The organism is Delftia deserti (genome assembly GCF_042653485.1).
Classification (GTDB): Bacteria; Pseudomonadota; Gammaproteobacteria; order Burkholderiales; family Burkholderiaceae_C; genus Comamonas; species Comamonas acidovorans.
In genome coordinates, this window is record NZ_JBHSIH010000001.1 from 5,695,275 (window position 1) to 5,718,685 (window position 23,411).

At 67.9% G+C, this 23,411-nt stretch carries 16 protein-coding genes; 8 read left to right on the forward strand and 8 right to left on the reverse strand.

Features of this window, described 5'->3' with window-relative positions; all coding sequences use genetic code 11:
* Positions 1 to 161 precede the first annotated feature (161 nt).
* From ACFPFG_RS26920 to ACFPFG_RS26935, 4 genes are all read left to right on the forward strand, one after another.
* Complete coding sequence (locus ACFPFG_RS26920; protein WP_012206854.1) at positions 162 to 980, forward strand: DUF4198 domain-containing protein; 819 nt, start codon at positions 162 to 164, stop codon at positions 978 to 980.
* 17 nt (positions 981 to 997) lie between these two features.
* Entirely contained in the window at positions 998 to 2,074 is a 1,077-nt protein-coding gene (locus tag ACFPFG_RS26925) for an FAD:protein FMN transferase (RefSeq protein WP_312373185.1), read from the forward strand.
* Positions 2,075 to 2,117: 43 nt separating this feature from the next.
* Positions 2,118 to 3,503, forward strand: coding sequence for a sulfite reductase subunit alpha (locus ACFPFG_RS26930; protein ID WP_380108962.1), 1,386 nt, complete (start codon positions 2,118 to 2,120; stop codon positions 3,501 to 3,503).
* Positions 3,504 to 3,715: 212 nt separating this feature from the next.
* On the forward strand, positions 3,716 to 5,896 hold the full coding sequence (locus ACFPFG_RS26935) for a TonB-dependent receptor domain-containing protein (protein ID WP_380108964.1): 2,181 nt from the start codon (positions 3,716 to 3,718) through the stop codon (positions 5,894 to 5,896).
* On the opposite strand, the gene ACFPFG_RS26940 is transcribed toward ACFPFG_RS26935, so the two are convergent.
* From ACFPFG_RS26940 to gabT, 3 genes are all read right to left on the reverse strand, one after another.
* Positions 5,884 to 6,861, reverse strand: coding sequence for a ketopantoate reductase family protein (locus ACFPFG_RS26940; protein WP_380108966.1), 978 nt, complete (start codon positions 6,859 to 6,861; stop codon positions 5,884 to 5,886). The two genes, ACFPFG_RS26935 and ACFPFG_RS26940, sit on opposite strands and share 13 nt — an antisense overlap.
* A 105-nt stretch (positions 6,862 to 6,966) precedes the next feature.
* Positions 6,967 to 8,424 carry an NAD-dependent succinate-semialdehyde dehydrogenase gene (locus ACFPFG_RS26945; protein ID WP_183020862.1) on the reverse strand — a complete coding sequence of 486 codons (1,458 nt, stop codon included), beginning with the start codon at positions 8,422 to 8,424 and terminating at the stop codon, positions 6,967 to 6,969.
* Between the two features lie 29 nt (positions 8,425 to 8,453).
* Positions 8,454 to 9,764 carry a 4-aminobutyrate--2-oxoglutarate transaminase gene (gene gabT, locus ACFPFG_RS26950; protein WP_183020861.1) on the reverse strand — a complete coding sequence of 437 codons (1,311 nt, stop codon included), beginning with the start codon at positions 9,762 to 9,764 and terminating at the stop codon, positions 8,454 to 8,456.
* A gap of 127 nt (positions 9,765 to 9,891) precedes the next feature.
* On the opposite strand from gabT, the gene pdxR reads away from it, so the two are divergent.
* From pdxR to ACFPFG_RS26965, 3 genes are read left to right on the forward strand one after another with little or no spacing between them, the layout of a single operon-like run.
* Positions 9,892 to 11,421 carry a MocR-like pyridoxine biosynthesis transcription factor PdxR gene (gene pdxR, locus ACFPFG_RS26955; RefSeq protein ID WP_380108968.1) on the forward strand — a complete coding sequence of 510 codons (1,530 nt, stop codon included), beginning with the start codon at positions 9,892 to 9,894 and terminating at the stop codon, positions 11,419 to 11,421.
* A 5-nt stretch (positions 11,422 to 11,426) separates the two neighbouring features.
* Positions 11,427 to 12,113 (forward strand): class I SAM-dependent methyltransferase, encoded by a 687-nt coding sequence (locus tag ACFPFG_RS26960; protein WP_183020859.1) that lies wholly within the window; start codon positions 11,427 to 11,429, stop codon positions 12,111 to 12,113.
* A gap of 34 nt (positions 12,114 to 12,147) precedes the next feature.
* Positions 12,148 to 12,651: a GNAT family N-acetyltransferase gene (locus ACFPFG_RS26965; protein WP_183020858.1), complete on the forward strand. Its 504-nt coding sequence runs from the start codon at positions 12,148 to 12,150 to the stop codon at positions 12,649 to 12,651.
* Positions 12,652 to 12,682: 31 nt separating this feature from the next.
* Here ACFPFG_RS26965 and ACFPFG_RS26970 read toward each other — a convergent pair.
* The 5 genes from ACFPFG_RS26970 to ACFPFG_RS26990 form a co-directional block, all read right to left on the reverse strand.
* A protein-coding gene (locus tag ACFPFG_RS26970; protein ID WP_380106692.1) for an IS3 family transposase occupies positions 12,683 to 13,953 on the reverse strand; the annotation gives its coding sequence in 2 pieces (ribosomal slippage) (positions 12,683 to 13,591 and positions 13,594 to 13,953; 1,269 coding nt in all).
* A 134-nt stretch (positions 13,954 to 14,087) separates the two neighbouring features.
* Positions 14,088 to 16,529, reverse strand: coding sequence for an RNA polymerase sigma factor RpoD (gene rpoD, locus ACFPFG_RS26975; RefSeq protein ID WP_183021630.1), 2,442 nt, complete (start codon positions 16,527 to 16,529; stop codon positions 14,088 to 14,090).
* A gap of 263 nt (positions 16,530 to 16,792) precedes the next feature.
* Positions 16,793 to 18,799, reverse strand: coding sequence for a DNA primase (gene dnaG, locus ACFPFG_RS26980; RefSeq protein WP_374623560.1), 2,007 nt, complete (start codon positions 18,797 to 18,799; stop codon positions 16,793 to 16,795).
* A gap of 68 nt (positions 18,800 to 18,867) precedes the next feature.
* Positions 18,868 to 21,084, reverse strand: coding sequence for a sensor histidine kinase (locus ACFPFG_RS26985; RefSeq protein WP_380108971.1), 2,217 nt, complete (start codon positions 21,082 to 21,084; stop codon positions 18,868 to 18,870).
* Positions 21,081 to 21,806 (reverse strand): response regulator transcription factor, encoded by a 726-nt coding sequence (locus ACFPFG_RS26990; RefSeq protein ID WP_012206841.1) that lies wholly within the window; start codon positions 21,804 to 21,806, stop codon positions 21,081 to 21,083. Before ACFPFG_RS26990 ends, ACFPFG_RS26985 begins: the two co-directional genes overlap by 4 nt.
* Positions 21,807 to 22,072: 266 nt before the next feature.
* Between ACFPFG_RS26990 and ACFPFG_RS26995 the strand changes: the two genes are divergently transcribed.
* Complete coding sequence (locus tag ACFPFG_RS26995) at positions 22,073 to 23,410, forward strand: SPFH domain-containing protein (protein ID WP_380108973.1); 1,338 nt, start codon at positions 22,073 to 22,075, stop codon at positions 23,408 to 23,410.
* The last annotated feature ends 1 nt before the right edge of the window (position 23,411 follow it).

The following is a 23,411-nucleotide window of genomic DNA, read 5'->3' on the forward strand; positions in this document are numbered from 1 at the left end:
CCTGAGGCGCTGCGCGCCTTCCCCCTCACCAGGGGGACGACGCCCTCGCTGCGGGGCGGCCCTGGCTCGGCATCCCTGAGCTGGGCCCTGCATGTTGGTGGGCCACGCATCTTGCGGTGTACCCACGTGCCAGACCCATCCATGAACCAAGGAGATTCTTCATGAAGTCCAAGACCCGCTTTGCTGTCCGTCTGGCTGCCAGCCTCGCCATTGCCTGCGGCGCCTTCCAGGCCGCGCAGGCGCACAACCTGTGGCTGCTGCCCTCGACCACGGTGCTGTCCAAGGCCGAATGGATCACGGTGGATGCCGCCGTCTCCAACGACCTGTTCTTCTTCAACCACGTGCCGCTGGGCCTGGACAACCTCGTCGTCTCGGCGCCGGACGGCTCGGCCGTCGCGCCGCAGAATGCCCATCGCGGCAAGCTGCGCAGCGTGTTCGACCTGGACCTGCAGCAAAGCGGCACCTACCGCCTGGCCATCGTCAACGACGGCCTGTTTGCCTCCTGGAAGGACAAGGCCACGGGCCAGAACCGCCGCTGGCGCGGCTCGCCCGAGAAGTTCGCCGCCGATGTGCCCGCCGACGCGCAGGACCTGAAGGTGACCCAGTCGGTGGGCCGCATCGAGACCTTCGTGACCGTGGGCAAACCCAGCGCCGTCAAGCCTTCCGGCAAGGGGCTGGAGCTGGTGCCCGTGACCCATCCCAACGACCTGGTCAAGGGAGAGAAGGCCACCTTCGCCTTCCATGTGGACGGCAAGCCCGCCGCCAACCTGGAAGTCGTGCTGGTGCCCGGCGCCACGCGCTACCGCGACAACAAGGGCGAGATCAAGGCCACGACCGACGCCAAGGGCGAGTTCAGCGTGACCTGGCCCACCGCCGGCATGTACTGGGTGGATGCCGATGCCCAGGACAGCAAGACATCGCTGCCCCAGGCCAAGGAGCGCCGCCTGTCCTACGTCGGCACCTTCGAGGTCCTGCCCTGACCTCGCCGGCCCCTCCCGTGCGCGTGCGCTTCGCGCCGGCCCTGTTCCAGGGCGGCGCGGGCCGGGGCCCTGCCGCGCCCGCCCCGGTGGGCGCGGCGTCCTTTGCCGTCTCCGGCCACGCGCCGCAGGCAGTGCGGCGGGCAGACCCCGCCGCACTGCAAACACTCACCGGCGAGACCATGGGCACGACCTGGAGCGTGCGCCTGCACAACCCGGATTTCCGCCCGCTCGATGAGGCGCGCCAGGCCACGGAGGCCGCGCTGGCCCTGGTCGTGCGCCAGATGAGCAACTGGGAGGCCGACTCCGACATCTCGTGCTTCAACCGCGCCGAGCCCGGCAGCTGGCATGCATTGCCGCCCGAATTCTTCACCGTGCTGACCTGTGCACTCGACTGGGCACAGGCCAGCGGCGGTGCCTGGGATCCGACCGTGGGGCCGCTGGTCGATCTGTGGGGCTTCGGCCCGCGTGCGGAAAAGGCGCAGGGCGCCGGCATCCCTGATGCCGATGCGCTGCTGCGGGTGCGCGAGCACGTGGGCTACCAGCGCATCGTGCTGGACCTGGAAGGCCGCCGCGCGCTGCAGTCCGGCGCCGTGCATGTGGACTTCAGCGGCATTGCCAAAGGCTATTCGGTGGACCTGGTCGCCCAGCGCCTGCAGGCGCTGGGCCATACCGATTTCCTCGTCGAGGTGGGCGGCGAGCTGCGTGCCTGCGGTCAACGCCCTGGCAACCAGCCCTGGCGCGTGGCCGTGGCCAGCATGGCGGACCAGTCCACGCCGCTGGCGCTGCCGCTGCGCGACATGGCCATCGCCACCTCGGGCGACCACTGGCATGCCTTCGAGCAGGGCGGGCGTCGCTACTCCCACACCATCGATCCGCGCAGCGGCGAGCCCGTCGCGCATGGCCTGACCAGCGTCACCGTGCTGCATGCCGAGTGCATGCAGGCGGACGCCCTGGCCACCGTGCTCACCGTGCTGGGTCCGCGCGAGGGCCTGGACTTTGCCGAGCAGCGCGGCGTGGCGGCGCTGCTGTGCGAGCGCACGGCGCAAGGCCCTGCCATGGCGATGACAACGGCTTTTGCCGCGCTGCTGCCGTGAGCGTTTCCCTCCCTTTCCCGCCGTGCAGATTTCCGGTCCTGCCATGACCTTGTCCGAACCCGGGCTGCGCGTACTCGCAGCCGCCGTGCTGGTCCTGTTCTATGCGGCCATGTGCGCCGCCATCTGGTGGCGCGAGCGCCGCCAGCGCATGCGGACCCTGCAGGAAGCGGCTGCGCTGACCAGCGCACGCGAGGGCGCGCTGCCCCTGCTCGTGGCCTATGCCAGCCAGACCGGCCAGGCCGAGGAATTGGCGCGCGAGACCGCCCGGCTGCTGCACACGGCCGGAGAAAGCGTGCACCTGTGCGCCCTGGACGCTGTGGATGCCGACCTGCTGGCGCGCACGCAAAGGGCGCTGTTCATCGCCAGCACCTATGGCGAAGGCGACCCGCCCGACAATGCGGCGCTGTTCCTGGTGCAGGCCATGGCCGATGCACAGCGGCTGTCCCATCTGCAGTACGGTCTGCTGGCGCTGGGCGACCGGCAGTACGCGCAGTTCTGCGGCTTTGGCCGCGCGCTGGACAGCTGGCTGCGTGCCGGTGGCGCCAGGCCCTGGTTCGAGCGCATCGAAATGGACAACGGCGCGCCGCAGGCACTGACCGCCTGGCAGCACCAGCTGACCCAGATCAGCAGCCTGGGCGACATGCCGGCATGGGAGCAGCCGGTCTTCAGCGAATGGACGCTGGCCGCGCGTCGGCACCTGAACCCGGGCAGCGCAGGCGAGCCGGTGTTCCACATCGAGCTGCAGCCCCCCGCGTCGGAGCCCGCGCTGTGGGAGTCCGGCGACCTGGCGCAGGTCTGCATTCCTGCGGACCCGCAGCATCCGCGCGAGTACTCCATCGCCTCCATCGCCCAGGATGGCTGCGTGCACCTGCTGGTGCGCCAGGCGCGGCGCGAGGATGGCTCGCCGGGCCTGGCCTCGGGCTGGCTCACGCAGGGCGCGCCCCTGGGTGCAGCCATCACCCTGAGGCTGCGTGCGCACCGCAATTTCCGGCTGGAAGACAACCTGCAGCGCCCGCTGGTGCTGATCGGCAACGGCACGGGCCTGGCCGGCCTGCGCAGCCACCTGCGCGCGCGTGCTGCAGCGGGCCTGGGTCCCAACTGGCTGCTGTTCGGCGAGCGCAATGCGGCGCACGACCGGCTGTACGGCGACGAGCTTCAGGCATGGTGCGATGGCGGCGTGCTGCAGCGCCTGGACCTGGCCTTCTCGCGCGACCGCAGCCAAGGCGCGCCGCGTGCCTATGTGCAGGACCTGCTGGCGCAGTCCGGCGATGTCTTGCGCCAATGGGTGGAGCAGGGCGCGGCCATCTACGTGTGCGGCAGCCTGCAGGGAATGGCCCAGGGCGTGGACCAGGCGCTGCACGCCGTGCTGGGCGAGGTGCAGATGGAGTCGCTGGTGCGCAGCGGCCGATACCGGCGCGATGTGTACTGAACGCAGCTTGCGCCAGCGCAAATACGGGCACGGTTTGCTCCTGGGAACGTAGCATCGGCACGACAGATAAATCCTATTGTGCTTGTGAGAATGGAAATGATTCTCAATGTTCATATAATTTCGTTACATATCCCCATCCCATCGCATAACCAAACATTTCAAAGCGAGTTTCACGGGCCCCACAGCCCGTTTTCCGTTTCTGGAGTGTTTGCATGTCGTATCGCGATCTGCGCGGAGTTCTTCCGTCGCGTCCCTCCCATCTGGCCCTTGTGGTGGCTGCCGTCTGCGCTTCGGGTGCCGTCTCTGCACAGACGGCAACAGGCAATGCCGCGCTCGCCACGGAGTTGCGCGAAGTCGTGGTCTCCGCCTCGGGTTTCGAGCAGGACATCAAGGAGGCGCCGGCCTCCATCACCGTCATCCCGCGTGAGGAACTGGCCAAGGGCCGCTTCGGCAGCCTGACCGATGCGCTGGAAAGCGTGGAAGGCATCGACGTGGGCGCTCCCGCAGGCAAGACCGGCGGCCTGAACATCAGCATCCGCGGCATGCCCAGCGACTACACGCTGGTGCTGATCGACGGCCGCCGCCAGAATTCGGCCGGCAACGTCACGCCCAACGGCTTTGGCGAGACGCAGACCAGCTTCATGCCGCCCATCGGCGCCATCGAGCGCATCGAGGTCATCCGCGGTCCCATGTCCACGCTCTACGGCTCCGACGCCATGGGCGGCGTGATCAACATCATCACGCGCAAGGTCGGCAAGACCTGGACGGGCAGCGTCAGCGCCGACTACACGCTGCAGCAAGAGTCGGAGTTCGGCGACATCAGGTCCGGCAAGTTCTACCTGAGCGGCCCCATCAAGCAGGACATGCTGGGCCTGTCGATCCGCGGCAGCACGCAGCGCCGTGCCGCTTCGGACATCACCTATGCGGGCGCCAACGGCCAGCCTGCCGTGCCCATCATGGGCGGCAATCCGGTCAAGTCCGAGATCAACAACCTGGGCCTGCGCCTGGCGCTCACGCCCAACAGGTACCACGACATCACGCTGGACCTGGACTCGGGCCGCCAGACCTATGACAACTCGCGCGGCCAGCTCGGCACGCTGGGGCTGCAGGGCGGCTACGGCCCCGAGCAGAAGTACAACCGCGACCAGCTCACGCTGGCGCACACGGGCCGCTTCGGCTTCGGTACCTGGGACACCAGCTTCATGGTCAACCGCACCGAAACCATGGGCCGCACCGTTCCCCCGGGAACGCCGGGCGCGACACCGGGCGCTGCGCGCACGCTGGAGGTGGAAAGCAAGGTGCTGGACAGCAAGCTGGTCCTGCCCTGGGGTGCCCACCTGACCACGCTGGGCGGCCAGTGGTGGGATGCCGAGATGAAGGACGGCGTGGCGCCGAACAAGTTCGCCTTCACGCAGAAGGCCCTGTTTGCCGAGGACGAATGGAGCCTGACCGACGCCTTCAAGCTCACCATGGGCGCGCGCTATGACCGCCACAGCCTCTTCGGCGGCAAGCTCAGCCCGCGCATCTACGGCGTCTGGAATGCCGCGCCGCAGTGGACTGTGAAGGGCGGCATCAGCAACGGCTACAAGACGCCGCGTGTGGAGCAGCTGGCGCCCGGCATCAACGGCTTTGGCCAGCAGGGCCGCCTGCCGCTGGTGGGCAGCCCCAACCTCAAGCCCGAGACCAGTCGCACCACCGAGCTGGGCGTGTACTTCGACAGCCCCACGGGCTTCGCGGCCAGCGCCACGGTGTTCAACAACGAGTTCAAGGACAAGATCACCAGCGGCCCGGGCCTGATCAACTGCGACTTCGCGGCAGCGCCCAACCGGCCCGGCTGCGTGAGCTTCGGCAACTGGCCCCTGGTGGATACCTTCGGCCAGTCCATCAACGTGGACGAGGCCGTCACGCGCGGGCTGGAACTGAGCGCGCGCATGCCGTTGGCGCGCGGCTGGAATGCCAGCGCCAACTACACCTTCACCAAGAGCGAGCAAAAGAGCGGCCCCAACCAGGGCCGCCCGCTGAGCGACACGCCCAAGCATGCGCTCAACGCCCGCTTGAACTGGGAGCCGGGTGCCCAGTGGAACCTGTGGCTGCGTGCCGAATACCGCAGCGAACGCTTCCGCGATCCCGGCACCAGCGCCAGCTCCCAGGCCGCCAAGGCCGCGCTGGGCAACTACAAGGCCTATACCCAGTTCCACCTGGGCGGCAGCTACCGCGTGAGCAAGCAGTTCACCATCAACGCGGCCATCTACAACCTGTTCAACAAGGATTTCGTGGACTACCAGCCCTACAACGTACCGGGCCAGGTCCAGGGTACCGTGATCTTTGGCAACCGCTACGCGAACAACCAGGAAGGCCGCCGCCTGTGGGTGTCCGCCAACTACGAGTTCTGAGGCGGGTTCCGGGGCGCCTGGCTGGCCTGCATGCGTGAAGGGGCCAGCCTGACCAGCACCTGCAGCGTGCGGTTCAGCGGCGTGGGCACGCCCAGGGCCTGGCCGCGCCGCACCACGTAGCCGTTCAGGTGGTCGATTTCGCTGGGCTTGCCCAGCGCCAGGTCCTGGGCGGTGGATGAGAACTGGCCCGGCATGGTGGCCGGCAGGCCATGCACGGCAGCGAGCACGTCGCCGGGCAGCTCCACGCCGTCGGCCCTGGCCACGGCCAGGCATTCGGCCACCACGTCGTCCACCACGTGCGCCACGCCGGGCGCCTGCACCAGCGGGCCGTAGGGCAGCTGGCACAGCGCCGACAGCGCGTTGTACGCGCAGTTGATCACCAGCTTGGCCCACAGCGCGCCGCGCACATCGGGCGATACCTGCACGGCAATGCCCGCCGCGCCAAATTGCAGGGCCACCTGGTCGCTAAGTGCAGAGGGCGCGATGACCAGCTCGCCACGCCCGAAGTGGCGCACATGGCCGGGACCGGCCATGGCCGTGGCCACATAGACCACGGCGGCGGCCACGGCCACGGACGGGCCCAGCACGGCGCGCACGCGCTCGTCGTTGTCCACGCCGTTTTGCATGGTCAGCACCAGGGTGCCAGGCGCCAGGTGCGGCTGCATCTCGCGGGCTGCCTCCTCGGTGGCCGTGGACTTGACGCAGAACATCACCACGTCGGCATCGCGCACGGCGCTGGCCTCGGTCGATGCCTGCATGGGCACCCGGATGTCCAGCGCCGCCGTCTCAAGCCGCAGGCCATGCTGCTGCACGGCCTGCACATGGGCGGGCCGTCCGATCAGCGTGACCTGGTGCCCGGCGCGTGCCAGCAGCGCGCCGAAATAGCAGCCCACGGCGCCTGCGCCCATGACGGCGATGCGCAGCGGCTCGGTGGGGGAGGAGGGGCGGGCGGAAGAAGCGTCCATGGTGCAAATGGGATAGGCCTTTGATGGCGCCCAGTCTAGCCAGGCTGCCGTCAAAGGCCCATGCCGTCCTCCCTGCCGGGGACCATTGCGGACTTCAGGCAGTCCTCACGCCGTCTGCAGGCACAGGTACTTGGTCTCCAGGTATTCCTCGATGCCGTGGCGTGAGCCCTCGCGGCCCAGGCCTGACTGCTTGACGCCACCGAAGGGCGCGACCTCGTTGGAGATCAGTCCGGTGTTGATGCCCACCATGCCGTACTCCAGCGCGCGCGACACGCGCCAGATGCGGCGGTTGTCGTTGGTGAACAGATAGGCGGCCAGGCCGTAGATGGTGTCGTTGGCGCGGCGCACGACTTCGTCCTCGTCGTGGAAACGGAACAGCGGCGCCAGCGGGCCGAAGGTCTCTTCCTCGCAGACTTGCATGCTGTCGTTCACATCGGCCAGCAGCGTGGGCTCGAAGAACAGCTGGCCCGGCACCGGGCGCCTGCCGCCCGCCAGCAGGCGCGCGCCCTTGGACAGCGCATCGGCCACATGGCTTTCCACCTTCTGCACGGCGGCCTCGTTGATCAGCGGGCCATGCGTCACGCCGGGCTCCAGGCCGTTGCCGACCTTGAACTCCGCCATGGCCCGCGCCAGGCGGCGGGCCAGTTCGTCATGGATGCGGTCGTGCACATAGATGCGGTTGGCGCATACGCAGGTCTGGCCCGCGTTGCGGAACTTGGAGGCCAGGATGCCGGCCACGGCCTGGTCGATATCGGCATCGTCAAACACGATCAACGGCGCATTGCCGCCCAGCTCCAGCGACAGCTTCTTGACCGTGTCGCTGCACTGGCGCATCAGCAGCCGCCCGGTGGCCGTGGAGCCCGTGAAGCTGAGCTTGCGCACCACGGGGCTTCGGGTCAGCGCCTGGCCGATGTCCTGCGGGTGGCCGGTCAGCACCTGGAAGACGCCGGCGGGAATGCCGGCCTCCTGGGCCAGCACGCCCAGGGCCAGGGCGGTAAAGGGCGTGCTTTCGGCCGGCTTGACCAGCATGGTGCAGCCGGCGGCCAGCGCCGGGCCGGCCTTGCGCGTGATCATGGCCGCCGGGAAGTTCCAGGGCGTGATGGCTGCGCACACGCCAATGGGCTCGCGCAGCGTCAGCAGTTGCTGGCCGGCCGTGGGCGACTGCAGCAGTTCTCCGTCCACGCGCTTGCCTTCCTCGGCAAACCATTCGATGAAGGAGGCCGCGTAGGCGATCTCGCCGCGCGCCTCGGCCAGGGGCTTGCCCTGCTCCAGCGTCATCAGGCGCGCCAGATCGTCCTGGTGGGCCAGCATCAGGTCAAACCAGCGGCGCAGGATGCCGGCGCGCTGCTTGCCTGTCAGCGCGGCCCAGGCGGGCAGGGCGCGCTGTGCGGCGGCAATGGCGGCTTCGGTCTCGCCGGCCTGCAGGGCAGGTACCTGGCCCAGGCGCTCGCCGGTGGCGGGATTGAAGACATCGATGGCGGGGCCGGAGCCCACGGGGTGCCAGCCCTGGGCAAGCAGGCAGGCCTGGCGGAACAGATCGGGGCGTTGTAGTGAAAGACTCATGGTGCAGCAGGGTATGGCTGGGATGGGATTCAGGCGGCGACCGGCTGGGACGCGCTCTGGGTGATGGCGCTGTCGATGATGTCCAGCGCCCTGGCGAACAGCGGCTGTGGAATCGTCAGCGGATAGAGAAAGCGGATGGCGTTGCCGTACAGACCGCAGGTCAGCAGCAGCAGGCCCTGCTCCTGCGCGTGCCGGACGATGGCGGCCACGCGCTGCGCATCGGGCTCGCCGCTGCCGGGGAGGCGGAACTCCACGGCCAGCATCGAGCCCAGGCCGCGCACGTCGGCAATGCCGGCATCGTGCGTCTGCAGAGCCTGCAGGCGCGCGCGCAACTGGTTGCCCAGCGCGTGGGCGCGCTCGCACAGCCGTTCTTCATCGATCACGTCGAGCACGGCATGGGCCGCAGCCACGGCCAGCGGGTTGGCGGCGTAGGTGCCGCCCAGGCCGCCGGGGTGGGGGGCGTCCATGACGGCCGCGCGGCCCACCACGCCGGAGATCGGCAGGCCGCCGCCCAGGCTCTTGGCCATGGTGATCAGGTCGGGCTGCACGCCGTAGTGCTCCATGGCGAACAGCTTGCCCGTGCGAGCGAAGCCGGTCTGTACCTCGTCGGCGATCAGCAGCATGCCGTGCTGGTCGCACAGCTGGCGCAGGCCGGTGAACAGGGCGGCAGGCACGGGGTGGAAGCCCCCTTCGCCCTGGACGGGCTCCACGATGATGGCGGCCACGCGCTGCGGGTCCACCGAGGTCTTGAGCAGCATGGCGATGGCGTCCAGCGACTGCTGCACGCTCACGCCCGTCTGCTCGCCGGGGAAGGGCGCGTGGAAGACTTCGCCCGGCATGGGGCCGAAGCCCTGCTTGTAGGGCGCCACCTTGCCCGTCAGCGCCATGCCCAGCTGGGTGCGGCCGTGGAAGGCACCCTGGAAGGCGATCACGGCCGAGCGGCCCGTGGCATGGCGCGCGATCTTGACGGCGTTTTCCACGGCCTCGGCGCCCGTGGTGAAGAAGGCGGTCTTGGCGGGGCCGTCGATGGGCGCCAGCGCATTGATGCGCTCGGCCAGCGCAATGGCGCTTTCGTAGGGAACGATCTGGAAGGCCGTGTGCGTGAAGCGCTCCAGTTGCTGCTGCACGGCCTGGACCACGCGCGGATGGCGGTGGCCCGTGTTGAGCACGGCAATGCCGGCCGCGAAATCGATGTACTGCCGGCCCTCGGCATCGGTCAGCAGGGCGTTGTCGGCCTGCACGGCGTGGAAGCCGCACATCACGCCCACGCCGCGTGGCATGGCGGCGGTGCGCCGGCTCTGGAGTTGCTGATTGAGGGACGGGGTGGCGGCGCTGGACATGGGAGGTCTCCGTTGATGTGGCAGGCTTCCCGTTATAGTGGCGATTGGTTCCATGAATGGATCCATCTTTTGAAAAGATGATGGTGCCAATTGCGAGCGCCATCATTTCCGCTCCATCAAGACAGACATGGCAAAACCTTCCGTGTGCGCAGACCTCATCCTGCAGATGGACTGGCGGGCGCTGGGCGGGGGCCGCGCCCGACTGAACCGGGTCCTGTACCTGGCGTTGCGCCAGGCCATTGACAGCGGTGCCCTGTTGCCGCGCAGCCGTCTGCCTGCGTCGCGTGACCTGGCGCGCGAGCTGGGTGTGTCGCGCAACACCGTCAACCACGCCTATGAGCAACTGCAGGTAGAGGGCTATGTGCGCAGCCAGGTGGGGCGGGGCACGCATGTGGTGGACACCCTGCCTGCGGCCTTGCTGCTGAGCGGCGGGCGTGCGCCCGCACGCCGCGCCACCGCCGCGGCGCCCGCCCCGGGCGGCGGCCTGTCTGCGCAGGCGCAGGCCCTGCTGAAAACGGCCCAGGCCTCCGAGCAGCAATGGGGCGCCTTCATGCCCGGCGTGCCCGACGTGACCGAATTTCCGCGCGCCACCTATGCGCGCATCCACAACCGCCTGCTGCGCCACGCCGGGCCGCAACTGCTGACCTACGGCACGCGCGGCGGCATGGCCGCGCTCAAGCAGGCCCTGGCCGAGCACCTGCGCGTGGCGCGCTCGGTGGACTGCGGGCCGGGCCAGGTGCTGATCACCGAAGGAGTGCACCAGGCCATCGACCTGGTGGTGCGCAGCCTTGCCGATCCCGGCGACTGCGTGTGGATGGAGGAGCCCGGCTACTGGGGCATTGCCAACGTGCTGCGCATGCAGCACGGGCTGCACCTGCACAGCGTGCCCGTGGACGCGGAGGGCATGCAACTGCCCGAAGGCCTGCCCGCGCCCCGGCTGATCTTCGTCACGCCCTCGCACCAATATCCCTTGGGCGCCGTCATGAGCATGGCCCGGCGCCGTGCGCTGATTGCCTATGCGCGCCGCGTGGGCGCCTGGATCGTGGAGGACGACTACGACAGCGAATTCCGCTTCTCCGGCAGTCCCGTGCCCAGCATGCAGGGCATGGAGGAAGGTGCGCCCGTGATCTACATAGGCACCTTCAGCAAAACCCTCTATCCGGGGCTGCGCATGGGCTACATGGTCCTGCCACCGGCCCTGGCCGAGCCCCTGCGGCGCATCCATTCCGAGCTGTACCGCGAGGGGCACCAGTTGCCCCAGCAGGTGATTGCCGAGTTGATCACCGAAGGCCACTACGCCGCCCACATCCGCAAGATGCGCCTGCTCTACGGCAAGCGCCGCCGCATGCTGCTGGCCCTGATCGAGCGCTACCTGGGCACCGAGTGCCTGCCCCGTCTGGAAAGCGATGCAGGCCTGCACTTCGTCATGCCGCTGCCCGATGGGGATGACGACGTCGCCCTGGCCGAAGCGCTGGGCCAGGCCGGCATCTGGGTCAAGCCCCTGTCGCGCTACTACGCCGGGCAGGACCGGCAGCGCGGCCTGCTGCTGGGATATGCCAGCGTCACGGAACAAGAGATAGGCACGGCGTTCTTCAGGATGCTGGAGGTGCTGCACTCAACCAGGCGCCGGGGGCATTTGCCCGGCACGACACAATGACCCCCATGCAAGACCAGACACACGATCCCTTCAACGACCCCCAGGCCGTTGCCAGCTACGCCCAGGGCCCTGCGCGCAACGTGCCCGGCTGGGCCGACATGATGCGCATGGCCGACCTGCTGTTGTCCGAAAGCGCGCCCGAGGATGCCAGGGTGCTGGTCGTCGGCGCAGGCGGCGGGCTGGAAATCAGGCGCTTTGCCGAAGCACATGCGGGCTGGCGCTTTGCGGGCGTGGACCCGGCAGGTGAAATGCTCAAGCTGGCCCGCGCCACGCTGGGGCCGCTGGCCGAACGCGTGGACTGGCATGAAGGCTATGTGGATGGCGCGCCGCAAGGCCTCTTCGATGCCGCCACCTGCCTGCTGACCCTGCACTTCGTGCCCCTGGACCAGCGCCTGTTCACCTTGCGCGAGATCCGCCGCCGCCTGCGCCCGGGGGCCCCCTTCGTGGCGGCCCATCTGAGCTTTTCGCAAACGCCCGGCGAGCGCGAAACCTGGCTGTCGCGCTATGCCGCCTTTATTGCGTCCTCCGGCGTGGAGCCCTCCAGGGCCAGGGCGGCGGCCGAGGCCGTGGGCGCGCGGCTGCCGGTTCTCTCGCCCGCGCAGGATGAGGCGCTGATGCGCGAAGCCGGCTTTGGCGGGCTGCAGCTGTTCTATGCGGGCATGGCGTTCCGGGGCTGGGTGGCCAGTGCCTGAGGCCCTTGCATCGATGCCCGGTGCCGGAGACACCATGATCACCATCCGCGCGATCGATCCCTCCGAATGGGCCCTCTACCGCGACATCCGGTTGCAGGCGCTGCAGGATGCGCCTGACGCCTTCGGCAGCACCTGGAAGGCGGAGGCGGCAAGAGCGGACGAGAACTGGTCGGCACGCATTGCGGCCGCCACCATCAGCGGCCAGGACCGCGCGCTCCTGGCCTGGGATGGCGACAAGGCCTGCGGCCTGGTCTGGTGCAAGCTGTCGGCCACCGACCCTGGCGTGGCCGATCTCTTTCAGATGTGGGTGGCTCCCGCTGCACGTGGCCGGGGCGCAGGCCATGCCCTGCTGGCCGAAGCCATCGCCTGGGCAAGGCGCATGGGCGTGAGCCGCGTGCAGTTGGGCGTTACCGATGCCGATTCACCGGCCATGCGCCTTTACAAGGCACACGGTTTTCAGGCCGTGGGCGCTCCCGAGCTCTTGCGCGAGGGCAGTGCGCTCATGGCGCGGAGCATGGTGCTGGAGTGGAGCGTTTGACAGTCTGACCCGTCCTGCCATAGGTTGACACCTATGAAGGACACCGATCCGGCGTAATCCAGCCGGCCAGAGACGCCCGATGAACCTCATCGGGCGTTTTCAATTTTAGGGACAGGTGCGGTCTTTCCTGGTTGTAGATCTGCACGGCCTGCTGGACCATCCGGCTGGCCTGGGCCAGATCGGCAGGCCGATGCAGCAGGAACTCCATCTTCAAGATCCCGTTGACGCGCTCGGCCAGCGCGTTCTGATAGCAGTCGTAGCCGTCAGTCATCGAACAGGCAATGCCGTGGCGCCGATGAATCTCCTGATAGTCATTCGAGCAGTACTGGATGCCCCTGTCCGAGTGATGCACCAGCATTTGCTGCGTCTGGCGGCCGTTGAGCGCCACCTTCAGCGCCCGGCTGACCTGCCCGGTGTGCAGGCTGTCGTGCACATGATGGCCCACGATCTTGCGCGACCACGCATCAGTGACCAGGCTGAGATAGACGAACCCCTGGTCGGTGGGCAAGTACGTGATGTCGGCCACCCACACCTGCTCGCTGGCAGTCGCTCGGACTTGATGCGGCCCCTCCTTGAGCAAGTTGGGATGGCGTCGAAACCGATGATGGCTGTCGGTGGTTTTGTGATACGCCCGCTTCGGCGCCACCAGCATGCGCGCCTCGCGCAGCACGTCCAGCAACGCATCGCGCCCCAGGCTCGCGCCGGCGTGCTGCAGCGGCTGCGCGAGCAGATGGTGCAGCTTGCGCGCGCCCAACCGGGGCTGACGCAGGCGCACGTCGCGAACGAGCTCGATCACGGTGTCGGCACGCGCACAGCGTTGCTGCTGATGCTGCAACTGCTGGTAGTAGGCTTGGCGGCTGACGCCCCAATGGCGGCAAGCCCTCGCCACGCTCAGCCCCGGGAGGAGCTTTTGCGAGAGGACTTGCCCAAAGGCTTTTTTACGATGCGCACCCCGTAGTCCTTCTTCAGGACATCGATCACCGCCTCGAACAGTTGGGCCTTCTCGTTGGCTTCGCGAAGCTGGACTTCGAGGGCCTTGATCTTCTGCTCGGGAGTCAGCGGTGCAGCAGGTGCAGATGAGGGCTTCTTGATCGGTACTGGCATGGCAAGCCCGGATGATGCCGAACTCCAGTTTTGGCGACCATGCTTGCGCAGCCACACCAACACGGTCGAACGGCCCTGGATGCCGTAGCGCTCCTGGGCCTGTTTGTACGTGAGATCGCCTTTTTCCACCTGATCGACCACCGACAGCTTAAAAGCCAGCGTGTAGTCCCGCTGCGTGCGTTTGACCCTTGATTCCATTGACTTGCCTTTTCTGAGAGGAAAAGGTGTCAACCCAGGTCAGGACGGGTCAGTCGCATAAAAAAAGCCCCGCATGGGCATGCGGGGCTTTTTGGAAAGCGACTGCCGGCACGGAAGCCGGCATCCACAGCGCCTTACAGCGAGTCGATGAAGCTGCGCAGCTTGTCCGAGCGGCTCGGGTGCTTGAGCTTGCGCAGGGCCTTGGCTTCGATCTGGCGGATGCGTTCGCGCGTGACGTCGAACTGCTTGCCCACTTCTTCCAGCGTGTGGTCGGTGGACATCTCGATGCCGAAGCGCATGCGCAGCACCTTGGCTTCGCGCGGTGTGAGGCCGTCGAGGATGTCCTTGACCACGTCGCGCAGGCCGGCCTGCATGGCGGCGTCCACGGGGGCGGTGTTGTTGGTGTCCTCGATGAAGTCGCCCAGGTGCGAATCGTCGTCGTCGCCGATCGGCGTTTCCATGGAGATCGGCTCCTTGGCGATCTTCATGATCTTGCGGATCTTGTCCTCGGGGATCTCCATCTTGGCCGCCAGGATGGACGCATCGGGCTCGAAGCCGAACTCCTGCAGATGCTGGCGCGAGATGCGGTTCATCTTGTTGATGGTCTCGATCATGTGCACCGGGATACGGATGGTGCGCGCCTGGTCGGCGATCGAGCGCGTGATGGCCTGGCGGATCCACCAGGTGGCATAGGTCGAGAACTTGTAGCCGCGACGGTACTCGAACTTGTCCACCGCCTTCATCAGGCCGATGTTGCCTTCCTGGATCAGATCCAGGAACTGCAGGCCGCGGTTCGTGTACTTCTTGGCGATGGAGATCACCAGGCGCAGGTTGGCCTCGATCATCTCCTTCTTGGCGTCACGGCTGGCGCGCTCGCCATCGTTCATGCGCTTGTTGATGCGCTTGAGCTCGTCCAGCGGCACGACCACGCGCGACTGCAGGTCGATCAGATTCTGCTGCAGCTCCTGCACGGGCGGGATGTTGCGCTCGAGCACGTTGCTCCAGGGCTTGCCGGCCGCGACCTGCTGCACCACCCACTGCAGGTTCAGCAGGTTGGGCGGGAACTGGGCGATGAAGGTCTCCTGCGGCATGCCGCACTTGTCCACGATGATCTTGCGCAGTTCGCGTTCCTTCTTGCGCACGTCATCCACCTGGGCGCGCACGAGGTCGCACAGCTTCTCGATGGTCTTGGCCGTGAAGCGGATGGTCATCAGCTCTTCGGTCAGTGCCTTCTGCACCTTCATGTACATGGGCGTGCCGTAGCCGTCCTTGTCGTACACCTTGTGCATCTTGTCGAAGTTCTCGCGCATGGCGTCGAAGCGGCGCAGCGCCTCGTTCTTGAGTTCTTCGAGCTTCTTGGTCAGCGCCTTGGAGCCGCCCTTGCCGTCGTCGTCGTCCTCTTCGTCGTATTCGTCGAAGTCTTCTTCGGCCACGTAGTCGTCGTTCTCATTGGCGTTGACGAAGCCGTCGACGATGGTGGAGATGACGACCTTGCCTTCGCGGATTTCCTCGGACATGGCCAGGATCTCGGCGATGGTGGCAGGCGAGGCCGAGATGGCCTCCATCATGTCCATCAGGCCGCCTTCGATGCGCTTGGCGATCTCGATTTCGCCTTCGCGCGTCAGTAGCTCGACCGTGCCCATTTCGCGCATGTACATGCGCACGGGGTCGGTGGTGCGGCCGAACTCGGAGTCCACCGTGGACAGGGCGGCTTCGGCCTCTTCCTCGGCTTCCTCTTCGGTGGTGGCGGACTGGCCCGTGTTGTTCAGCAGCAGGGTTTCCGCGTCGGGGGTCTGCTCGTAGACGGCCACGCCCATGTCGTTGAGCATGGAGATCACGACTTCCAGCGTCTCGGCATCGACCAGCTTGTCGGGCAGGTGGTCGTTGATTTCGCTGTGCGTCAGGTAGCCGCGCGTCTTGCCCAGCTTGATCAGCGCCTTCAGGCGCTGGCGGCGGGTGGACATTTCCTCTTCGGTCAGGACGGTTTCGTCCAGGCCGAATTCCTTCATCAAGGCGCGTTCCTTGGCCTTGCTGATCTTCATGCGCAGGGGCTTGACCTTTTCGGCCGGGGCCGAAGTGGTCTCGACTTCGGCTTCCACTTCGGTCTCGACCTCGGACTCGCCTTCACCGTCGCCGTCGATGTCGCCATCGATGTCGGACAGGTCGGCGTCATCCATGTCGTCGCCACCTTCCTTGGCCTTGGGCTTGCGGCCGCGCTTGGCGGGGGTCTTGGCCGCGGCGGTGGAGCTTGCGGCTGCCTTGGCCGGCGCCTTCTTGGCGGCGGCAGGCTTCTTTTCTGTCTGGGCGGGGGCGTCGTCGCCTTCGGCTGCCTTCTTGCGGCCGCGCTTGGGGGTCGCGGCGGCGAGCAGCTCGTCGGCCATGGCTTTGAGTTCGGCTTGGGACTTGGTTACCACGTCGGTATCTTTCTTTGCTTTGGCCGCAGATGCGGCGCTCTTCGGTCCTGCAGCGGCTTTGCCGGCACCGGCCTTGGCCGGGGCTGAAGAGGTTGTCGAAGTCTTGGGCTTCGCTGTAGCTTCGGGGGCCTGCTTGGACTTCACGGACTTTGAAACGGGCATGAACACCTCACGGTCAGGAGCGAACACACACAAAGGGAAACTCAAACAAGCGCCGCCTAGGCGCACGCGCGGACGGACTAGGTCCGCCAGGGAAGCGAAAAACGTTCCAGGCAAGATGTCTGGGCGAACATTTGGTGTGCAGTCCTTGCGGGAAATTGGGCCGTGCAGTTGCTGCAATCACGTGAGTTCGTCACGGGGCCCGGTCCGGAGGTGCTGCTGTCGCTCTTGCCGATAGCCCCTAATTATATCTGCTTACCTCGATTTCAAGAGGAAGTGCGCATCTGGTTTTCCAGGACCTGCTGTCGGGCAAAGAGATCGCGATAGCGCTGGGCGGCGCTGGGGTCCCGTGCCATGTCGCGCACGGCTTCGTCGATCTGGGCCTTGATGTGGTCGATGACGATGCGGTTGAGCACGCCGCGCAGCTCGCGGCGCAGCTCGGGCAGCTCGCCTTCGGGATGGGCGTGGGGGCCGCTCATCAGCTTGTCGGCCAGCACTTCATGGGGCAGGCCGCGCAGCTGCTCGCGCAGCACGGCGAAGGGCCGGGGGCCGGATTCCTGGAACTGTGCTTCCATCCAGCGGAACAGCGCGCCGTGCCCGGCGGCGCAGCGCGCCAGCGCCTCGAAGTCCTCGTGGGTGAGTTCTTCCATGAACTCCATGTGCGCCATGAGCAGGCGCGCCGCCTGGTCCGTGCGCGTGGCGGGGGCTCCGCGCGGCCCCATGGGCGGCGGGTTGAAGTCGCTGCGGCCATTCTTGTCCCAGGGCTTGCGTGGCCAGGGCTTTTTGCCGCCGCGCCCGGGCTCGCCGCCGCGCCAGCCGCCTGCGCCGCCGCCCTGGCTGGCCCGGTCGGGCCAGCCCGAAGGGGCGTTGTATTCGGCCGGCTGGCCCCAGTCGGGCGCGGCCGGTGCATGGCCGGCCTGGCCCGGATGGTGGGCACCACCGGCCATGGCGCCGCGTGCCGGTCCGCTGCGGGCGGCTTCCTGCGACCAGAGGTCCGAGAGGTCGCGCGCATCGAGCTGCACGAGTTCGGCGATCTCGCCCAGCAGCTGGCGCTTGAGCGCGCCGTCGGGCAGTGCCGTCCACAGCGGGCGGGCATTGCTGGCCATGTGGGCGCGGCCTTCGGCCTGTCCCAGGTCGCAGCCCTCGCTGGCGGCCTCGATGAGAAAGCGGCTCAGCGGCAGCGCGTCGCCCACGTAGCGGGCAAAGGCTTCGCTGCCGTACTCACGGATGAAGCTGTCCGGGTCGTGCTCGGCGGGCAGGAAGAGGAATTTGACGCTGCGCGTGTCGCTGGCATAGGGCAGGGCGGCATCGAGCGCCTTGCGCGCGGCGCGCCGGCCCGCGCCGTCGCCGTCGAAGCTGAAGACAACGGCCTCGGTAAATCGAAACAGTTTGTGAATATGGTCGGGCGTGCAGGCCGTGCCCAGCGTGGCGACGGCGTTGGCAAAGCCCAGCTGGGCCAGGGCCACCACGTCCATATAGCCTTCGGTGACCAGGGCATAGCCCATGTCGCGCAAGGCGGTGCGGGCCTCGAAGAGGCCGTAGAGCTCGCGCCCCTTGTGAAAGACCGGGGTTTCGGGCGAATTCAGGTATTTGGGCTTCTCGTCGCCGAAGACGCGGCCGCCGAAGCCGATGCACTCGCCCTTGACGTTGCGGATGGGAAACATCAGCCGGTCGCGGAAGCGGTCGTAGCGCTTGTCGTCGCCCTCGCCAACGATGACCAGGCCCGATTCTTCGAGCTGCGGATCGTCGTACTGCGGGAATACGCTGGCCAGCGACCGCCAGCCCGCAGGCGCGTAGCCCAGGCCGAAGCGCTTGGCGGTCTCGCCCGAGACGCCGCGGCGCTTGAGGTAGTCGATGGCCTGGGGCGATGCCTTGAGGTGCTTGCGGTAGGCGTCGCCTGCCTTCTCCAGCACGTCGGTGAGGGTGGCCTGTTTCTGCTTTTGCGCGGCCTGGCGCTCGCGCTCGGCGGGGCTGATGTCGTCCTGCGGCACCTGCAGGCCGACCTGGCCGGCAAGATCCTGCACGGCTTCGACGAAGCCCATGCCGGCATGGTCCATCAGAAAGCCGATGGCGTTGCCATTCTTGCCGCAGCCAAAGCAGTGATAGAACTGCTTGCTGGGACTGACGGTGAAGGAGGGCGACTTCTCGCTGTGGAACGGGCACAGGCCCATGAAGTTGGCGCCGCCCTTCCTGAGCTGCACGTAGCGTCCCACGATATCGACCACGTCGACGCGCGAGAGCAATTCCTGGATGAACGATTGGGGAATGGACACCCTCGTATTGTGCCTTCGCGGGGCCGTCCGGCCGTGCCCCGGGGGCACTGGCCGGTGGCGCCCGGCCCTCAGCCCAGGCGCTGGAAGGTCAGCGTGAAGGCCACGCCATCGCGCGTGTTGTGCGCCTTGATCGTGCCGCCCATCTTCGCCATGTAGGTCCTGGCCACGAACAGGCCCTGGCCTCGGTGTTCGGCGCCGCCGGCGGCCACCGGCTCCTGGGGGGCGGACACGCCCAGCTCGAAGATGCGCTCCAGCAGGTCCTCCGCAATGGTGGCGCCCTGGTTGTGCAGCGTGGCGCTGGCGGCGGACTCCGAGGCCGACAGCGACAGCGTGATGGCCGTGCCCGCGGGCCGGTAGCTGTCGGCATTGCGCAGGATGTGGGTGACCACGTCTTCCAGCGCAAACTCGTCGGCGCGCACGATCACGGCGCCCGTGACGCCCCTGTTCCCGCCCTCGCTCCCGCCTTCGTAGACCACGTTGGCAATGCCCGCAAAGTGCGCGTTGGCGGCCACGTGGCTGAGGAAGGCGTCCAGGTCCAGCCGGCCCTCCGGCACGGTGGCGGCCTGCAGCGCCTCGGCCGGCGATGCGGTGCCGTAGAGCACATGCACGGCCTGCTGCATGCGCTGCACGTAGCGGTGGCCGGGGTCGTCGGGCCCGTAGAGCACCATCAGCGATTGCAGGGGCGACATGATTTCGTGGCCCACGGCATGCCACATGTCGCGTTCCTGCTGGGCGCGCAGCTGTTCGCGCTGCAGGTCGTCCTTCACGCGCTGCAGCAGGTCGGCCAGGCCGCCGGCCAGGATGCCCAGTTCGTCGGAACCACGAAGGTCCGATACTTCGAGGTCGCCCAGGCGCGGGCCGACATGGCCGTCCTGCACGTTGTAGGACACGGCGGCGGCACGCCGGGTGAGGGCGGTCACGCGGCGGATCAGCCCCAGCTCGACGATCAGCCAGGCCAGCGCAATGGCGGCCAGCATGGCGCCCAGGTACCACGACAGGCGCGTGGCCACGGCGGCCAGGCCCTGCTCCACATCGCGCGGGTGGCCTGTGAAGCTGACGGTGTAGTTGCCCGTGGACGTGTCCAGAATGTCCTGGCCCGTGGGCACGGCCGGGGTCATGGTGGCGGCGGAGACGCCGGCAGCATCCAGCGGCAGCCAGCTGATCAGGCGCAGCAGCCAGGGGGCCGAGGGCGCGGCCTGCACATCCACGCCCTTGAGGGTGATGGCGCTGGCTTCGTCGGCGCCCACCTTGCGGATCTGTACGCGCTCGCCCGGCAGCAGGCTGCGCGAGATGTCGTTGAGCGAGGCCGCAAGCTGCGCCCCCGGCGAGTTGCTGTCGAACAGCGGCGGCTCTGTGTCCCCTGGGGCCAGCATTTCCACGCGCACACGCATGCTGCCCAGGTCTTCGGGCGGCCAGACCGGGCGCACGTTCCTGCGGAACAGGGCTTCGCGGAACAGCTCGACCGGCAGGCGGATGGAGTAGTGCGTGCGGCGCAGGCAGTCGGCTGCAGGTGGTGTCGTGTCATTGCCCGCATTGCCCTGCACGCCAGGCGGCAGGTCGCGGCAATGGCCGTTCTGCCAGAGCCAGCCACGGAAATCGCGCACGGGCCGCGCGCGGGCGTCAAGCTGGGGCGTGCCGTTGTCCACGAAGCCGGTGAGCCGGCCGTGTTCACCGCTGCCTGACTTGTTGCCCTGCTGAGGCATGGCCTCATAGGGTGCGATCCAGCGGTAGGTGCTGCCGCGCATGTCCAGCGTGATGCGGGCGCGGTGTGCCTGGGCGGGTTCGCGCGAGCCGCGCTCGCGCGGTGTCAGCTCGCCTGCGAAGAAACTGCCCACCAGATAGATGAAGCCGCCTGCGTAGGGATTGTTGCCGATGGCTGCACACAGCGATGCGCCATCGGGATACTGCACCGAGCAGCCGGCCATCTCCACGGCCTGCTGGGACTTTTGCGGATCGTCGAAGTCGATGGCCGCGTAGGGCAGCAGCAGCGGCGCCAGCGGCGTCACGCCCTGGCCCAGATGGCCGGCGTTGAGCAGGGCCAGGCGGCCCGAAGGATGGCGCAGCCGCGCCATGACCTCGGCCTGGCTGCGCACAAAGCCGTGCTGGTAGGCCTGCCAGGCGCGTTCCTTCTCGTCCTTGAGCACCACCACGCTCAAGGACACCGTGGCCACGGCCAGCAGCACGAACACGCCGCGCAGCAGGATGCGCTGGCGGAAGGCGGCCAGGCCCAGGCGCGGAACTTCCAGCCGGGGCAGCTCCAGCCTGGGGTTGAGCAGGCGCTTCATGTGCGGACGGCGGCGCCGGCCTGGCCTACCCAGCGAAAGCCGCGCATGGGCACGTTCTCTATGCCTTCGAAGCCCGGGTCCACCTCGCGCAGGGCCTCGCGGATGGTGCTGACGTGCTTGCGCACGTTGTCGCGGTTGCGGCCGCTTTTCACTACCTCGAACAGCTCGTCGTAGGAAACCACTTCGCCGCTGCGCTGGTGCAGCGTGGCCAGGATGCGCTGGGCCGTCAGCGGCAGGTTGATGCGCTCGCCGCGCCAGGTGGGCGTGCGCTGCCACAGCGGGTCCAGCACCAGGGCATCGCCTGCGGGCGCTGCGGCTGCCTGCGCGGCCACGGGCGCCGCGCGCTGCGTGGTGCGCAGGATGTCCAGGAAGGTCTCGATGAAGTCCGCCTCCTCGAACGTGGTCTTTTGCAGGTAGTCCCAGGCGTCCAGCGCTTTCATGATGCTGCGGTAGATGGCGGCCGGCATGGCCGACACCACCAGCACCGGCGTGCCCTGGCCCAGCTTGTTGATGGCGTTGATCAGGGCCACGCCCGCGTGGCGCTCGCGGCCCAGCTCGATGTCCAGCACCACGGCGTCGTAGTGTTCGCGGGCCAGGGCGGCCTCGGCCTCGTCGCGCGTGAACCACTGGTCGATCACGATGCCGCTGCGCGCACTGCGTATCCATCCCGCCAACTGGTTGCTGGTGGGCAGGTCGTCTTCGATCACGGCGATACGGGTCATGGGGCTGTGCAGTGGTGGGGTCGGGGGAGGCCGCCGTGGCGGTGTTCGCGGGATTATCTCGGCCCTGCGCCGGCCCGGGTGTGAGTTTTTCTTCCGGGGCCGGAGCGTTTGTGCTGGCGCCGTGAACGCATTGGGCCGCGCGCCGCGTTGTTGCTTCCGGGGTGGATCCGAACAATCGGTCCTCAATGAGCCACCCCTGATTCCGGTGCCTCAGAAACAGCCAACAACAGCCAACAACAGCCATCACAGCCGAGAGAGAGAACACCATGAAAGCCACCTGGAACCGCATCATGCAGGCCCTGACGGGCCGCAAGTCCGCCCGCCTGGACGGAGCCGGCACTGCCGAGTCCTTCGAGCCTGCAGCCGACGTCGGCACGCTGCCAGGCAGTGCGCCCCGCCGCCAGCCCGTGGACTGGGCCGTGCTGCTGCCCATGGCGCGCACCGTGCGCTGGCTGGCCATCGGCGCCTTGGTGGCGGCGGCAGGTCTGGTGGTGGTGCGCAACCCGCCGGTGCAGCACCTGGAGCAGGGCACGCTGGGCGTGCGCCTGAACCAGTTCACGGGCTCGGTCAGCCTGTGGCGCGATGGCAGCGTGTGGGTGGTGCCGGGCCTGCACACGGTGCGCGTGTTCTCCCTGCGCGACCAGAGCTACCGCCCGGAGGCCATGCGCCAGGCCAATGGCAGCGCACCCCTGCAGTCGGTCGAGGGCCTGTCCCTGGGCCTGGACCTGAACGTGCGCTATGCGCTTGATCCCGCATCGCCCGCCGTCAAGGCCGGCAACCTGCCCCTGGACATAGGCGGCGACATCGTGGAGCCCGCCGTGCAGGGCCTGGTCTACAAGGTGTTTGCGCGCTATACCGTGCGCGAGATCTTCTCGACCAAGCGCGCCGAGATCGCCCAGATCATGGAGACCGAACTGCGCACGCGCCTGGCGGCCGACGGCGTCACGCTGCGCAGCATCCAGATCGGCAAGGTGGACCTGCCCGCCGAGTACCGCCGCGGCATGGACAGCCTGCTGGCCGAGGAGCTGGCCTCGGAGAAGATGCGCTACACGCTGGAGCTCAAGGACAAGCGCGTCAAGGAAACCGAGCTGGACGCCAATGCCGACAAGGTGCGCCGCGAAGTGGCCGCCGAAGCCGCCGCACGCGAGCAGGTGATCGCGGCGCGTGCCCAGGAAGAGGCCATGAAGCATGTGCTGCCCTTCAAGCAGCGCCAGATCGAGCAGCGCCAGCTGGAGGCCGAGGCCGAGCGCGTGGCCCGCGTGAAAGCCGCCGAGGGCAGCGCCCAGGCCCGCCGCATCGAGGCCAATGGCGAAGCCGATGCGCGCCAGAAGCTGGCCGAGGCCGAGGCCTTCCGCATGGACCGCCTGGGCAAGGTCAACGCCGAGCAGATGGCGCGCGAAGGCACCCTGGTCACGCGCTACCCGCTGCTCATCCAGAAGACGCTGGCCGACAAGCTCTCGGACAAGATCCAGGTCATCATCGCGCCCCCGCCGACCAATGGCGACTTCATAGGCGCGGCCCTGCTGGGCGGCAGCCGCAATGCACAGGCCGGCGCAGCCTCCGTGGCGGCCGAAGATGCCAACGCAGCCGTTCAGGAGCAATAAG

Excerpts from the sequence above, each read along its gene's own strand:
- ACFPFG_RS26985 (WP_380108971.1), bottom strand. The coding sequence starts at position 21,084 with ATGAAGCGCCTGCTCAACCCCAGGCTGGAGCTGCCCCGGCTGGAAGTT.
- ACFPFG_RS26935 (WP_380108964.1), top strand. The coding sequence starts at position 3,716 with ATGTCGTATCGCGATCTGCGCGGAGTTCTTCCGTCGCGTCCCTCCCAT.
- ACFPFG_RS26920 (WP_012206854.1), top strand. The coding sequence starts at position 162 with ATGAAGTCCAAGACCCGCTTTGCTGTCCGTCTGGCTGCCAGCCTCGCC.
- ACFPFG_RS26990 (WP_012206841.1), bottom strand. The coding sequence starts at position 21,806 with ATGACCCGTATCGCCGTGATCGAAGACGACCTGCCCACCAGCAACCAG.
- rpoD (WP_183021630.1), bottom strand. The coding sequence starts at position 16,529 with ATGCCCGTTTCAAAGTCCGTGAAGTCCAAGCAGGCCCCCGAAGCTACA.
- pdxR (WP_380108968.1), top strand. The coding sequence starts at position 9,892 with ATGGCAAAACCTTCCGTGTGCGCAGACCTCATCCTGCAGATGGACTGG.
- ACFPFG_RS26995 (WP_380108973.1), top strand. The coding sequence starts at position 22,073 with ATGAAAGCCACCTGGAACCGCATCATGCAGGCCCTGACGGGCCGCAAG.
- ACFPFG_RS26965 (WP_183020858.1), top strand. The coding sequence starts at position 12,148 with ATGATCACCATCCGCGCGATCGATCCCTCCGAATGGGCCCTCTACCGC.
- gabT (WP_183020861.1), bottom strand. The coding sequence starts at position 9,764 with ATGTCCAGCGCCGCCACCCCGTCCCTCAATCAGCAACTCCAGAGCCGG.
- ACFPFG_RS26940 (WP_380108966.1), bottom strand. The coding sequence starts at position 6,861 with ATGGACGCTTCTTCCGCCCGCCCCTCCTCCCCCACCGAGCCGCTGCGC.
- ACFPFG_RS26945 (WP_183020862.1), bottom strand. The coding sequence starts at position 8,424 with ATGAGTCTTTCACTACAACGCCCCGATCTGTTCCGCCAGGCCTGCCTG.
- ACFPFG_RS26960 (WP_183020859.1), top strand. The coding sequence starts at position 11,427 with ATGCAAGACCAGACACACGATCCCTTCAACGACCCCCAGGCCGTTGCC.
- ACFPFG_RS26930 (WP_380108962.1), top strand. The coding sequence starts at position 2,118 with ATGACCTTGTCCGAACCCGGGCTGCGCGTACTCGCAGCCGCCGTGCTG.